The organism is Enterobacter cloacae complex sp. IR5384, assembly GCF_049237265.1.
Taxonomy (GTDB): domain Bacteria; phylum Pseudomonadota; class Gammaproteobacteria; order Enterobacterales; family Enterobacteriaceae; genus Enterobacter; species Enterobacter cloacae.
Window position 1 is genome coordinate 14,375 of the sequence record NZ_JBMKHJ010000047.1, and the last position, 13,183, is coordinate 27,557.

Genomic DNA, 13,183 nt, shown 5'->3' on the forward strand with positions numbered 1-13,183 from the left:
TCTAAGTTATTGCTTTTGTACGCTGGTTTTTATCCTGGTACATGTTGCGGTCGGCTTGCTCCAGTAATGCTTCCACAGAGGCACTTTCCCACGCCAGAGCAAAGCCAATGCTAAGTGACATCGTTGCTGTCTGCCCGTTATGCAGATCGAACGGGCGCATAAACTGCTGCGACAGCGCAGCACAAATCTGTTGAACCTCTGCGGCAGACTGTACGCCGTACAGCACCATCGCAAACTCGTCACCGCCAAGGCGGTATGACTGATGACGTTTATCGCCAAACTCAACCATCCGGCGGGCGACTTCAATCAGGACGCAATCGCCCGCAGCATGTCCCCAGGTATCGTTAATAAACTTGAAATTATCACCGTCGAGGAAGAGCAGGGCAGTGTTGGTTTTTGCGGAGGCGTCGTGCATTAATGCCGCGATGCTGCTACGAAACGCCGCCCGATTGGCGAGGCCGGTGAGAGGATCGTGCATGGCGGTACGCAGTAGCTGAGCGTTTTTCGCCTGCAGCTTAAGCTGCCACTCTTCCATTTCATCCAGCAGACTGTTGAAGTCTTCGCCAAACTGGTGGAATTCTTCGATGCGACCATCCTTCACCCGCCGGGAAAAGTTGCGGTTGGTGCGTACGTCATGCACGACGTCGGTGATGTTTTGCAGCGCCGTGACCATGCCATGATGCAGAGATTGTGTAATCGTAAGTGCGACGGCGGTGGCAAAAAGAATACAGCCGGTAAGAACGGCAAACGACAGCCAGATGAAATGGCTGATGAGATTATCGCGTGCGGTCAGGCGAATTTCGCCGATCGCATTACCGTTATGCATGATGGGCTGTGCGACCGGGTCGGGGAACAGCCAGCGGCTAACCAATGCACCCAGCGTGTCGTTATTCTCTTCCGGGTTCCAGGACCAGTAAGCAAACCGCTTTTTATGCGCGTTAAGAACCTCAGCCACGGCAAACTGGCCCTGTTTACCCAGGGTGGCGAGCGTTTCGTTAGCCGCCAGCGAATCATTAAACACCAGTGAGGCTTCAAGGCTGTGGCTCATTGTTGCGCCGGTTAATTCGAGATTTTTTTGGGCGTATTGCTTTAATGTCACCACGGAAGCAAAACAGAGCAGGAGCCAAATTAACGTCATAGTGATGATGACGCTTATCATGCTGATTCGTCTCAACGTGCTTTTAAACGTTGGACGTGGCGTTGAAGTGATTTCTTTATCCATGCTGCTTATTCCGTGCCAGCATTAATACATCCGGATTGACGCGTACGCCACTGCGCGTCAATGCATCCAGATTAACGGAAAATCTGACCTGGTTATGATCGATTATCAGGCAGAATGCACTGCCAATAACACATTCCGGATTCTGCTCTGAGATTAATAGCAATGCTCTGCCCTGATATTGACTTATTAATTCAAGTTGTTTTGCAGGCGATTCAGCCCCGAAATAAATAGCATCACACGTCGCGGACAGGGCTTCCTGATCGTTACGTACAATGACGGGAGTATAAGGTAACTCGCTTTGCCCCTCTTCGCTGCTCAGTGCTTGCGTGTAGTGAGACGAGGCATAAACGCAGAGTTTAGGTTGCCCGGAAAGTGACGGCCATCGGGTATAGCTCACAATACCCGATACAATCGAACGTACCGATTTATCGGTTTCTGTGAACGTGGCTGCCGGTGCTGGGCCCACCATAAAGAACAGCATTAGCACCAGAGTGAGTCGGAACAAAGAGATCAAGAATGAATTTCTCACCAGAATCCGCCATACCGCTCTGGAAAATAGATGTCCTTACGAGTTGTCGGCAGAATACCATTGTTTATCAAAGCCGTCATTATGTCAGAAATGTACTGAGTACGACCTAAGCTAAATCCTACAGTTGTATATATTCCGGCGTATAAAAAACGGCTTAATTAAGTCTGCTGGAACGCATACTTTCATCCATGCCTTGTTGCCATGATTCATGCAGTTTTGCTGCGTTTTCAACAGTATCACAACTGGCCGGGAAAGATTTGCCTGCTACTCCCCAGGCGTAAATAAAACCTTCCTCACACACTTTTTTCTGTCCGTCGGCGTAGCCACGAAGATATTCACTACGATCAACCTGCGGGTCGTTAAAACTATCGGCCAGCGTCTGATTATCTTTAACCGGCAGACCATTCATGGCGTCTTCTTTACCCGCATCAAACCAGCTGGGACTAGTCCAGTCGGGCTGGAAGGTATAAGGATTGATCTGACAGCCCGATAAAAACAGCGACAACAGCATCAGAGCGATTGAACGCATAGCCATTCTCCTTTTTTCTTCAGCATAGCCTGGCAAAAGAAAGTGGTGGTGTAATTTTATGTTTACGATTTTGTCGGCTGATTTTTGCAGTAAAATGGCTCTTGTAAAGTAAGGTGTACGTATTTTGGATTGAAATCTTTACTTGATGTGGTATCGTTGTTTCACCTCTTCGAGGAAAACACCTATCGCAAACGAGCTTTACAGGATCGCCATCATGCAAAAAGACGCGCTGAACAACGTACATATCACTGACGAACAGGTTTTGATTACACCGGATCAACTGAAAGCGGAGTTCCCGCTGAGCGCCGTGCAGGAGGCTCAAATTGAGCACTCGCGCCAGACCATTTCTGACATTATCGCTGGCCGCGATCCGCGTCTGCTGGTGGTATGTGGTCCTTGTTCCATTCACGATCCTGAAACCGCCATTGAGTACGCTCGTCGATTTAAAGCATTAGCGGAGGAGGTCAGCGATAGCCTCTACCTGGTGATGCGCGTCTATTTTGAGAAGCCACGTACCACCGTTGGCTGGAAAGGGTTGATTAACGATCCGCACATGGATGGCTCGTTTGATGTGGAAGCCGGTCTGAAGATTGCGCGTCGCCTGCTGGTTGAGCTGGTCAGCATGGGGCTGCCACTGGCAACCGAAGCGCTGGATCCGAACAGCCCGCAGTACCTGGGCGATCTGTTTAGCTGGTCTGCGATTGGTGCGCGTACCACGGAATCACAAACCCACCGTGAAATGGCGTCTGGTCTGTCGATGCCGGTAGGTTTTAAAAACGGGACCGACGGTAGCCTTGCCACGGCGATCAACGCCATGCGCGCCGCGGCCATGCCGCATCGCTTTGTGGGTATTAATCAGGCGGGCCAGGTTTGTCTCCTGCAGACGCAGGGTAATCCGGACGGTCATGTGATCCTGCGTGGCGGTAAAGCGCCAAACTACAGCCCGGCAGATGTGGCACAGTGTGAAAAAGAGATGGAGCAGGCGGGACTGCGCCCGGCACTGATGGTAGATTGCAGTCATGGTAATTCGAACAAAGATTACCGTCGTCAGCCTGCGGTGGCGGAATCGGTGGTCGCACAAATCAAAGACGGCAACCGTTCTATTATCGGTCTGATGATTGAGAGCAATATTCATGAAGGCAATCAATCATCTGAACAACCGCGCAGCGCAATGAAGTACGGTGTGTCCGTGACGGATGCCTGCATTAGCTGGGAAACCACCGATGCGCTGCTGCGTGAGATCCACAAAGATATAAACGGCCAGCTGGCGACGCGTCTGGCTTAAGAGGTTAGGTATGGTTGCTGAATTGACCGCATTACGCGATCAAATTGATGAAGTGGATAAGGCGCTGCTGGATCTGTTAGCGCGCCGTATGGCGCTGGTTGCCGAGGTGGGTGAGGTCAAAAGCAAATATGGCCTGCCGATTTACGTTCCGGAGCGCGAGGCCTCCATGCTGGCTTCACGTCGTAAAGAGGCCCAGGCGCTGGGCGTCTCGCCGGATTTGATTGAAGATGTCTTGCGTCGTGTGATGCGGGAGTCCTACTCCAGCGAAAACGATAAAGGCTTCAAAACCCTTTGCCCGTCCCTGCGCCCGGTCGTTATTGTGGGCGGGGCGGGTCAGATGGGGCGGCTGTTTGAAAAAATGCTGACCCTGTCTGGCTATCAGGTGCGTATCCTGGAAAAAGAGGACTGGGCAAAAGCACCGGAGCTGATGAAAGATGCCGGAATGGTCATAGTCAGCGTGCCGATTCACGTGACGGAGCAGATCATTGCGAAGCTTCCTCCGCTACCTGCAGATTGCATCCTGGTGGACTTAGCATCCGTGAAAAATGGTCCGCTGCAGGCAATGCTGGCTGCGCACACGGGGCCGGTCCTGGGGCTACATCCTATGTTTGGCCCGGACAGCGGCAGCCTGGCGAAACAGGTGGTGGTCTACTGCGATGGTCGTCAGCCGGAAGCCTACCAGTGGTTCCTGGAACAGATTCAGGTTTGGGGCGCGCGGCTGCACCGCATTAGCGCGGTTGAACACGATCAGAATATGGCGTTCATCCAGGCGCTGCGCCACTTTGCGACCTTTGCCTATGGGCTGCATCTGGCGGAAGAGAATGTGCAGCTTGAGCAGTTATTGGCACTCTCTTCGCCTATCTATCGTCTGGAGCTGGCGATGGTGGGGCGTCTGTTTGCTCAGGATCCCCAGCTTTATGCCGACATTATTATGTCGTCTGAGAACAACCTGGCACTAATTAAGCGTTACTACCAGCGATTTGGCGAAGCCATTACGCTGCTGGAGCACGGAGACAAGCAGGCGTTTATCGACAGCTTCCGTAAGGTCGAACACTGGTTTGGCGATTACGCGCAACGTTTCCAGAGCGAGAGCCGCACGCTGTTGCGTCAGGCAAATGACAGTCGCCAGTAATGCGATGATGTATATACTGAAAGCCAGCATTGCTGGCTTTTTTCATTTTGGGGAACTGTCATGGCCGAACCGCAGCTGCTGTTGAACTACACCGGGCATCTGCCCGAATGCCCGACGTGGAGTGCAGAGGAAAATGCGCTTTACTGGGCGGATATTCTTGAAGGTGAGATCCACCGTTATCATTTATCCACGGCGGAACATACCGTGCTCTCTTTCCACGAAGAGGTGGGGTGTTTCGCCCTGCGCGAACGCGGCGGCTTTATCGTCGCGATGCGAAGCGGCATCTGGCTTTCCGATAAACACGGTCTGCTGCAGCGCAAAGTCTGTGATAATCCGTCGAATCCGCAGCTTGCGCGTTTCAATGATGGGGGAACCGATCACCGGGGCCAGTTCTACGCCGGGACCTTCTGGGCACCGGGTGATTACAACGGGGCGCTGCTGATGCGCATTGATAACAATCTGACGCCAAAAGTTATCCAGTGCGACATTCATGGCCACAATGGTCTGGCATTCAGCCCCGACCAGCGGTGGATGTTTACTTCTGATACGCCAAACGGCGTTATCTACCGTACCCCACTGGATGAGCAGGGGGAACCCGGTAAAAGGGAGGTATTCCGCCGGTTCAACGACGGCGAAGGGATACCTGACGGTGCCGCGATGGACGTGGAAGGCTGTTACTGGAGTGCGCTGTTTGATGGCTGGCGCATCGCGCGCTTTTCACCTCAGGGAGAGCAACTGGAAGAGTACCGAATGCCGGTCCGTTGCCCTACGATGGTCTGCTTTGGCGGTGACGATATGAAAACGCTGTTTATCACGACCACCCGGGAAAATATGGATGCGCAGGAGGTGGCGCAATATCCCCTTTCCGGCGCTATCTTCACCCTGCCGGTCAGTGTGGCAGGGATGAAGAAAAGCCGGTTTATCGAACGTTAGCTTGGGTCAACCGGTACCACGTTTTCGCTCGGATAACAGCCCAGCACCTTCATTGAACGGGTGATTTCGCTCAGTTCACGCAGGGCTTTCTGCATGGACGGTGATTCCAGGTTGGCCTGAATGTCGAGATAGAACATCTCTTCCCACGGATTGCCGTGAATCGGGCGCGATTCGAGTCGGGTCATGATCAGATTGTGGTTACGCAGTACCAGCAGCGCTTCAACCAGTTCGCCTGCCTGCTGCCCGGTTGCCATCAACAGGGTGGTTTTAGCGGGCACCTGATCAGAGACATTAATGGCTTTGCGTGCCAGCACGATGAAACGGGTAATGTTTTGCGTCTGGTTTGCCAGGTTACGTTCCAGAACCTGGAGACCATACAGCGCACCGCCCGCCTCGCTGCCCAGCGCCGCGACAGTAGGGGAGTTTGCCTGGGCGACTTTTTCCATTGCTGCGGAGGTGCTTTCGGTGTACTCAATTTTCCAGTTCGGATAACGGTTCAGGAACTGACTGCACTGCTGGAACGGCTGCGGATGGCTGTAGACCGTCTCGATGGTGCTCAAATCGGTTGAGCCAGAGACCAGCACGCAGTGATCGATAGGGATTGTCAGCTCCCCAACCAGCGACAGGCTGGTGTGTTGCAGCAAATCGTACACGTCGTTGATGGCACCGGAACTGGTGTTCTCAATCGGCACGACGGCGTAATCCGCCTGGCCGGTTTCCACCTGATTGAAAATATCGGCGAACTTCGCGCAGCCGCTCTCAATGAACTCTTCAAAATGACGTGCAGCGTACTGGCGGGCAGCCAGATGGGAGTAGGAGCCCTTAGGGCCAAGAAACGCGATGCGGGCAGAGTGCGGGTTGGTTTTATTCAGATGCTGCTGCAACAGCGCTTGCTGGGTCAGAACAGAGTCTTCGATGATGAGCTGGAACAAACGGGTGATGTAATGTGCGTCAAGGTGATGGGCTTTGCCGAGTTGAATCAGACGTTCCAGCAGGTCGCGTTCGCGGTCGATATCACGTACCGGACGGTGGGAGTCCAGTTTGGCTTTACCCACTTCGATGGCGAGCGCGCGGCGTTCAGCCAGAAGTGCCAGTAATTTTTCATCCAGCGCGCTGATTTTTACTCGCAGATCCAGTAACGGGTTTTCCGGTGTCATAGTGTTGTCTGTCTCGTTTTATCGTTATCAATAAAAAAGGCCTCCCGGTGTGGGAGGCCTTGTTGTTCGTCTTCGCATTCTTTATCACACGACGAAACGCCTCCCGTTCAGGGGAAGGTAAAAAAGAATGCGAAGAAAAACGGCGTCAATTTCATGAAATCATCCTGTGGTTGATAACGTTAAAGTACCCGTACTGTTTTCACCCTGTCAATAAAAAACGCGCCCGAAGGCGCGTTGGCGGTAAACTCAATTTAAAGGATTACTCTTCTTCAACTTCTTCCGCGAAGCTGGCGTCTTTCACCGAGGTCGTGGCGCGACGGGCTTCACCTTTGTGCTGCACTTTATTGAGCTGCCGTTCCAGCTTGTTGATCAAATCGTTAATAGCGGTGTACATATCCTCGTGTTTTGCGCTGGCGACCAGATGGCCGTTTGGAGTATTGATAGTTGCGTCAGCGATGAAACCCTGCGGCTCCTTAGACAGGATGATATGTGGATTAATCAAGTGTGTTTGCCATTTATCCAGTTTGGCGAGACGGTCTGCGACGTGCTGGCGAATTGCCGGGGTAATTTCCATTTGTTTGCTGGTAATGTTCATTGTCATAAATTTTACCTCTTGTCTTTCCGTCTTGGTGATTCCAGCATACCTGTCCTAATGTCAAAATGTGTGATTTAGATCACGTTATTTTGTCGGTTTTTGTCAGGGAATCTTTTTTGTGAGGCAGGGCAGGAAGAGGTGAGATTTACCTTGTCGAAGGCAAAAATTGCGGTCATAGTTGATAGGATGTGTTGAAGCTAAACCGCTTCAGCTTTGTCTGAATTGAATATAAAAACGGCAGCCCGCGGGCTGCCGTTTTGCTTTGACGTCGCTATCAGGTGTTGCTGCTGTTCGCGGCGATGATTTTTGCCACCTTGTCTGCCTGTGCGGTCATCTGCATCTGGCGGTAAGCATTCTCCATCAGCTTCAGGCCGTCGCGGGTCGCCTGCGTATCCGGATAATCACGCAGCATTCCTTCTACACGGTTAACCACGGCAACCCATGCGCCACGGCGGGTGTAGTATTCAGCAACCGAGTATTCGTATTTCGCCAGACGGTCTTTCAGGAACACCAGACGTTTGGTGGCGTCGGTCACGTACTGGCTGTTCGGATAGCCGCGCACCAGTTTGGAAAAGTCGTTGAACGCATCACGCGCATGCTGCGGGTCACGGTCGGAGCGATCCACACCGAAGAAGCCCTGCAGGGCACTGTCGTCCAGCGCCATGTTGGTCAGACCGCGCATGTACATTACATAGTCGATGTTAGGATGAGTCGGGTTCAGACGCATGAAACGATCGATGGTTGCCTGAGCCAGCGGCAGATCGGCATTTTTATAGTATGCGTAGATGAGATCTAACTGTACCTGCTGCGAATACGGACCAAATGGATAGCGATTATCCAACGCTTCCAGTTGCGTTATCGCCTGTTTCCAGTTACCGTCCTGCAACTTTTGTTGTGCAGTCGCATAGATTTCATTCGGCGGATTGTCAGGGACCTGTTCATTTGAACCGGAGCAGCCCACCAAAGCCAGGCTCAACGTGGCCGCTGCCACCAGATATTTCATGCGCGTCATGACGTTTTGACTTTCCTCAAATGTTTGTCCGGGAGAAACTCTGTTCCTGCTCCCGATTAAGACCAGCTACAATAGCACACTATATTAAACGGCAAAGCCGTAAAACCCAACGTTAAACGAAGAAGCAGTTTATGGCACAACGAGTAGAACTCACCGCAACAGTCTCCGAAAATCAGCTCGGTCAACGCTTAGATCAAGCTTTGGCCGAATTGTTCCCTGATTATTCGCGTTCACGCATAAAAGAATGGATTCTTGACCAGCGCGTGCTGGTAAACGGTAAAGTCTGGGACAAACCGAAAGAGAAAGTGTTAGGTGGGGAAGCTGTCGCCATCAATGCTGAAATCGAAGAGGAAATCCGCTTCGAGCCACAGGATATCCCACTGGATATCGTCTATGAAGATGATGACATTCTGGTGATTAATAAGCCGCGCGACCTGGTTGTTCATCCGGGAGCGGGGAATCCTGACGGTACGGTACTTAACGCACTTCTCCATTATTATCCGCCGATTGCTGATGTGCCGCGTGCCGGTATCGTGCATCGTCTGGATAAAGACACCACCGGTCTGATGGTGGTGGCAAAGACCGTACCTGCCCAGACTCGCCTGGTGGAATCACTGCAGCTGCGTGAGATCACCCGCGAATATGAAGCCGTGGCTATTGGTCATATGACTGCTGGCGGTACGGTTGATGAGCCGATCAGCCGTCACCCTACCAAACGTACTCATATGTCGGTGCATCCGATGGGTAAACCGGCGGTGACGCACTATCGCATTATGGAACATTTCCGCATTCATACGCGTCTGCGTCTGCGTCTGGAGACCGGTCGTACCCACCAGATCCGCGTGCATATGGCGCACATCACCCATCCGCTGGTGGGGGATCAGGTTTACGGTGGTCGTCCGCGTCCGCCAAAAGGGGCATCGGACGAGTTCATCAGCGTACTGCGCAAGTTTGATCGTCAGGCGCTGCACGCCACCATGCTGCGCCTTTATCACCCTATTTCAGGGATTCAAATGGAATGGCATGCGCCGATCCCGCAGGATATGGTGGAGCTTATTGACGCCATGCGCGCGGATTTTGAAGAACACAAAGATCAAGTGGACTGGTTATGACCAAACTGATTGTTCCGGAGTGGCCGCTGCCTGAAGGTGTGGCTGCCTGCAGTTCAACCCGCGTTGGCGGGGTAAGCCAGGGGGCGTGGGCGTCTTTGAACCTTGGCGCACACTGCGGCGACAACCTGGAACACGTTGAAGAAAACCGCTCGCGGCTGTTTGCTGCGGGCAACTTACCGTCTAAACCGGTGTGGCTTGAGCAGGTTCACGGTAAAGCCGTGCTGAAGTTGACGGGAGCACCCTACGCGTCTAAACGTGCCGATGCCTCCTACAGCGATACGCCGGGAACAGTATGCGCGGTGATGACAGCCGATTGTCTGCCGGTGCTGTTTTGTAACCGTGCGGGTACCGAGGTTGCGGCTGCTCATGCGGGCTGGCGTGGTCTGTGTGAAGGCGTGCTGGAAGAGACCGTCGCCTGCTTCAAAGACGATCCTGCAAATATCATTGCCTGGCTTGGCCCGGCAATTGGTCCTCAGGCATTCGAGGTGGGCCCAGAGGTTCGTGAAGCATTTATGGCAAAAGCTCCGCAAGCCGTTAACGCTTTCGAACCCGTGGGGGAAAAATATCTGGCCGATATTTATCAGCTTGCACGTCAGCGTCTGAATAATGTCAAGGTGACGCAGATCTTCGGCGGTGACCGCTGTACGTTCACCGAAAAGGGTGATTTCTTCTCTTATCGCCGCGACAAGACGACGGGGCGTATGGCAAGTTTTATTTGGCTGATATAACCTAAAGAATCAAGACGATCCGGCACGTGCCGTTTTCTTTTCACATAATTCAGGTCATTAACCTTGAATAATTGAGGGATGACCTCATTTAATCTCCAGTAGCAAATTTGACCTGTTATGGGAGGAGTTATGCGTCTGGATCGTCTTACTAATAAATTCCAGCTTGCTCTCGCCGATGCCCAGTCCCTTGCACTGGGGCACGACAACCAATTCATCGAACCTCTTCATTTAATGAGAGCCTTGCTGAATCAGGAAGGGGGATCGGTACGTCCATTATTAACGTCTGCTGGCATTAATGCTGGCCAGTTACGCACTGCCATCGATCAGGCGCTGAGCCGTTTACCGCAGGTAGAAGGTACCGGCGGTGACGTTCAGCCGTCCCAGGATCTGGTGCGGGTGCTGAACCTTTGCGACAAGCTGGCGCAAAAACGTGGGGACAACTTTATTTCGTCGGAACTGTTTGTTCTGGCGGCGCTTGAATCACGCGGTACCCTGACCGACCTGCTGAAAACTGCCGGCGCAACCACGGCCAATGTGACTCAGGCGATTGAGAAAATGCGGGGGGGGGAAAGCGTGAACGATCAGGGAGCCGAAGACCAACGTCAGGCTTTGAAAAAATTTACGGTCGATCTGACCGAGCGTGCTGAGCAGGGTAAACTTGACCCGGTGATCGGCCGTGATGAAGAAATTCGCCGTACTATTCAGGTTCTGCAGCGCCGTACCAAAAACAACCCGGTGCTGATTGGTGAACCGGGTGTCGGTAAAACCGCCATCGTTGAAGGTCTGGCGCAGCGTATTGTAAACGGTGAAGTACCGGAAGGGCTGAAAGGCCGCCGTGTACTGGCGCTGGATATGGGGGCGCTGGTGGCCGGGGCGAAGTATCGCGGTGAATTCGAAGAGCGTCTGAAAGGGGTGCTTAACGATCTGGCAAAACAGGAAGGCAATGTCATTCTGTTTATCGATGAGTTGCACACCATGGTCGGTGCCGGTAAAGCAGACGGCGCGATGGATGCCGGGAACATGCTGAAACCTGCACTGGCACGCGGTGAACTTCACTGTGTGGGTGCCACGACGCTGGACGAGTACCGTCAGTACATTGAAAAAGATGCTGCACTTGAACGTCGTTTCCAGAAGGTGTTTGTCGCGGAACCAAGCGTGGAAGATACCATCGCGATCCTGCGTGGTCTGAAAGAACGTTATGAGCTGCACCACCATGTGCAGATCACTGACCCGGCGATTGTTGCGGCAGCGACGCTTTCGCATCGTTATATCGCCGACCGTCAGTTACCGGATAAAGCGATCGACCTTATCGATGAGGCCGCATCCAGCATTCGTATGCAGATAGACTCGAAACCGGAAGAGTTGGACAGACTCGACCGTCGTATTATTCAGCTCAAACTGGAACAGCAGGCACTCAAGAAAGAGTCTGATGAAGCCAGTAAAAAACGCCTCGATATGCTCAATGAGGAACTGGACGATAAAGAGCGCCAGTATTCTGAGTTAGAAGAAGAGTGGAAGGCAGAGAAAGCGTCACTCTCTGGCACTCAGACCATTAAGGCTGAACTTGAACAGGCAAAAATTGCCATTGAGCAGGCGCGTCGAGTGGGTGACCTGGCGCGAATGTCAGAGCTGCAGTACGGCAAAATCCCTGAGCTGGAGAAACAGCTTGAGATTGCGACGCAGTCTGAAGGCAAAACGATGCGTCTGTTACGTAACAAAGTAACGGATGCGGAAATTGCAGAGGTGCTGGCGCGCTGGACCGGTATTCCGGTAGCACGCATGATGGAAAGCGAACGCGATAAACTGCTGCGCATGGAGCAGGATCTGCATCAGCGCGTGATTGGCCAGGACGAGGCAGTTGAAGCGGTTTCCAACGCCATCCGTCGTAGCCGCGCCGGATTGTCTGATCCTAATCGTCCGATTGGTTCGTTCCTGTTCCTGGGCCCTACCGGGGTGGGTAAAACCGAGCTGTGTAAGGCGCTGGCTAACTTTATGTTCGACAGTGACGACGCGATGGTGCGTATCGATATGTCCGAGTTTATGGAGAAACACTCCGTTTCACGTCTGGTGGGTGCGCCTCCGGGATATGTCGGTTATGAAGAGGGTGGTTACCTGACTGAAGCGGTACGCCGTCGCCCTTATTCCGTCATCCTGCTGGACGAAGTGGAAAAAGCGCACCCGGATGTGTTCAACATTCTGCTGCAGGTCCTGGATGATGGTCGTCTGACCGACGGGCAGGGGAGAACGGTGGATTTCCGTAATACGGTGGTGATCATGACATCGAACCTGGGTTCCGATTTGATTCAGGAACGTTTCGGTGAACTGGATTACAGCCATATGAAGGATCTGGTTCTGGGGGGGGTTAGCCATAACTTCCGTCCGGAGTTCATCAACCGTATAGATGAAGTGGTGGTATTCCATCCTCTGGGTGAGAAACACATTGCGTCGATTGCACAGATCCAGCTGCAGCGTCTGTACAAACGTCTTGAAGAGCGTGGATATGAAATTCACATCTCTGACGATGCGCTGAAACTGCTGAGCGAAAATGGTTACGATCCGGTTTACGGGGCGCGTCCGTTGAAACGTGCTATCCAGCAGCAGATCGAAAACCCGCTGGCGCAGCAGATACTGTCAGGCGAACTGGTTCCGGGCAAAGTTATCCGTCTGGAAGCCAACGACGACCGAATTGTGGCAGTGCAGTAAGTCACAAAACGCAAAAACGAGCCGCAAGCGGCTCGTTTTTGTTTAAAAACCAGGCCAGAATTGAGGTCTGGGATGTGATCTGCCTGGAAAATGAGCAGTCGGTAAATAATTTTCACTTTATCCTTGCAGCTTCAGAATTACTCCCTATAATGCGCCTCCACTGACACGGAACAACGGCACACACGCCGCCGGGTCAGCAGAGAAAAGCAAATTAAACGCTTGACTCTGAAGCGGGAAAGCGTAATA

The 13,183-nt window shown here is 52.7% G+C and carries 13 protein-coding genes and 1 other annotated feature; of the genes, 6 read left to right on the forward strand and 7 right to left on the reverse strand.

Going from position 1 to position 13,183, the window contains the following annotated elements:
• Position 1: 1 nt before the first annotated feature.
• From dgcN to ACOTX3_RS23785, 3 genes are all read right to left on the reverse strand, one after another.
• A complete protein-coding gene (gene dgcN, locus ACOTX3_RS23775; protein WP_029882087.1) occupies positions 2 to 1,222 on the reverse strand; it encodes a diguanylate cyclase DgcN in 1,221 nt (406 codons plus the stop codon).
• The gene (locus ACOTX3_RS23780; RefSeq protein ID WP_028028085.1) at positions 1,215 to 1,751 is read right to left on the reverse strand and encodes a YfiR family protein; all 537 of its coding nucleotides are present in this window, start codon (positions 1,749 to 1,751) and stop codon (positions 1,215 to 1,217) included. The genes dgcN and ACOTX3_RS23780 overlap by 8 nt, the downstream gene beginning before the upstream one ends.
• Before the next feature lie 154 nt (positions 1,752 to 1,905).
• Positions 1,906 to 2,280, reverse strand: a complete 375-nt coding sequence (locus ACOTX3_RS23785; protein ID WP_058679562.1) for a DUF2799 domain-containing protein — start codon at positions 2,278 to 2,280, stop codon at positions 1,906 to 1,908.
• A gap of 214 nt (positions 2,281 to 2,494) precedes the next feature.
• On the opposite strand from ACOTX3_RS23785, the gene aroF reads away from it, so the two are divergent.
• Genes aroF through ACOTX3_RS23800 form a run of 3 tightly spaced genes read left to right on the forward strand, consistent with a single transcriptional unit; the run spans position 2,495 to position 5,630 of the window.
• On the forward strand, positions 2,495 to 3,565 hold the full coding sequence (gene aroF / locus ACOTX3_RS23790) for a 3-deoxy-7-phosphoheptulonate synthase AroF (protein ID WP_057072245.1): 1,071 nt from the start codon (positions 2,495 to 2,497) through the stop codon (positions 3,563 to 3,565).
• 10 nt (positions 3,566 to 3,575) lie between these two features.
• Entirely contained in the window at positions 3,576 to 4,697 is a 1,122-nt protein-coding gene (tyrA, locus tag ACOTX3_RS23795; protein WP_013098342.1) for a bifunctional chorismate mutase/prephenate dehydrogenase, read from the forward strand.
• A 60-nt stretch (positions 4,698 to 4,757) separates the two neighbouring features.
• Entirely contained in the window at positions 4,758 to 5,630 is an 873-nt protein-coding gene (locus tag ACOTX3_RS23800) for an SMP-30/gluconolactonase/LRE family protein (RefSeq protein ID WP_038420417.1), read from the forward strand.
• Here ACOTX3_RS23800 and pheA read toward each other — a convergent pair.
• From pheA to bamD, 4 genes are all read right to left on the reverse strand, one after another.
• Positions 5,627 to 6,787 carry a bifunctional chorismate mutase/prephenate dehydratase gene (gene pheA / locus ACOTX3_RS23805; protein WP_127869227.1) on the reverse strand — a complete coding sequence of 387 codons (1,161 nt, stop codon included), beginning with the start codon at positions 6,785 to 6,787 and terminating at the stop codon, positions 5,627 to 5,629. The two genes, ACOTX3_RS23800 and pheA, sit on opposite strands and share 4 nt — an antisense overlap.
• 30 nt (positions 6,788 to 6,817) lie before the next feature.
• Positions 6,818 to 6,943, reverse strand: a sequence feature (Phe leader region).
• A complete protein-coding gene (gene pheL / locus ACOTX3_RS23810; RefSeq protein ID WP_100249759.1) occupies positions 6,895 to 6,942 on the reverse strand; it encodes a pheA operon leader peptide PheL in 48 nt (15 codons plus the stop codon). (Overlaps the previous feature by 48 nt.)
• A 103-nt stretch (positions 6,944 to 7,046) precedes the next feature.
• Positions 7,047 to 7,388: a ribosome-associated translation inhibitor RaiA gene (gene raiA, locus ACOTX3_RS23815; protein WP_008502470.1), complete on the reverse strand. Its 342-nt coding sequence runs from the start codon at positions 7,386 to 7,388 to the stop codon at positions 7,047 to 7,049.
• A 268-nt stretch (positions 7,389 to 7,656) separates the two neighbouring features.
• On the reverse strand, positions 7,657 to 8,394 hold the full coding sequence (gene bamD, locus ACOTX3_RS23820; protein ID WP_013098339.1) for an outer membrane protein assembly factor BamD: 738 nt from the start codon (positions 8,392 to 8,394) through the stop codon (positions 7,657 to 7,659).
• A gap of 131 nt (positions 8,395 to 8,525) precedes the next feature.
• On the opposite strand from bamD, the gene rluD reads away from it, so the two are divergent.
• The 3 genes from rluD (at position 8,526) to clpB (ending at position 12,937) form a co-directional block, all read left to right on the forward strand.
• Positions 8,526 to 9,506, forward strand: a complete 981-nt coding sequence (rluD, locus tag ACOTX3_RS23825) for a 23S rRNA pseudouridine(1911/1915/1917) synthase RluD (RefSeq protein ID WP_029882082.1) — start codon at positions 8,526 to 8,528, stop codon at positions 9,504 to 9,506.
• Positions 9,503 to 10,234 carry a purine nucleoside phosphorylase YfiH gene (gene yfiH / locus ACOTX3_RS23830; protein WP_058679563.1) on the forward strand — a complete coding sequence of 244 codons (732 nt, stop codon included), beginning with the start codon at positions 9,503 to 9,505 and terminating at the stop codon, positions 10,232 to 10,234. Before rluD ends, yfiH begins: the two co-directional genes overlap by 4 nt.
• A gap of 129 nt (positions 10,235 to 10,363) precedes the next feature.
• A complete protein-coding gene (gene clpB / locus ACOTX3_RS23835) occupies positions 10,364 to 12,937 on the forward strand; it encodes an ATP-dependent chaperone ClpB (protein WP_421631644.1) in 2,574 nt (857 codons plus the stop codon).
• The last annotated feature ends 246 nt before the right edge of the window (positions 12,938 to 13,183 follow it).

Bases quoted from the DNA above. Each gene is read 5' to 3' on its own strand.
- dgcN (WP_029882087.1), bottom strand. From the start codon at position 1,222: ATGGATAAAGAAATCACTTCAACGCCACGTCCAACGTTTAAAAGCACG.
- ACOTX3_RS23785 (WP_058679562.1), bottom strand. From the start codon at position 2,280: ATGCGTTCAATCGCTCTGATGCTGTTGTCGCTGTTTTTATCGGGCTGT.
- aroF (WP_057072245.1), top strand. From the start codon at position 2,495: ATGCAAAAAGACGCGCTGAACAACGTACATATCACTGACGAACAGGTT.
- tyrA (WP_013098342.1), top strand. From the start codon at position 3,576: ATGGTTGCTGAATTGACCGCATTACGCGATCAAATTGATGAAGTGGAT.
- ACOTX3_RS23800 (WP_038420417.1), top strand. From the start codon at position 4,758: ATGGCCGAACCGCAGCTGCTGTTGAACTACACCGGGCATCTGCCCGAA.
- pheA (WP_127869227.1), bottom strand. From the start codon at position 6,787: ATGACACCGGAAAACCCGTTACTGGATCTGCGAGTAAAAATCAGCGCG.
- raiA (WP_008502470.1), bottom strand. From the start codon at position 7,388: ATGACAATGAACATTACCAGCAAACAAATGGAAATTACCCCGGCAATT.
- bamD (WP_013098339.1), bottom strand. From the start codon at position 8,394: ATGACGCGCATGAAATATCTGGTGGCAGCGGCCACGTTGAGCCTGGCT.
- rluD (WP_029882082.1), top strand. From the start codon at position 8,526: ATGGCACAACGAGTAGAACTCACCGCAACAGTCTCCGAAAATCAGCTC.
- yfiH (WP_058679563.1), top strand. From the start codon at position 9,503: ATGACCAAACTGATTGTTCCGGAGTGGCCGCTGCCTGAAGGTGTGGCT.
- clpB (WP_421631644.1), top strand. From the start codon at position 10,364: ATGCGTCTGGATCGTCTTACTAATAAATTCCAGCTTGCTCTCGCCGAT.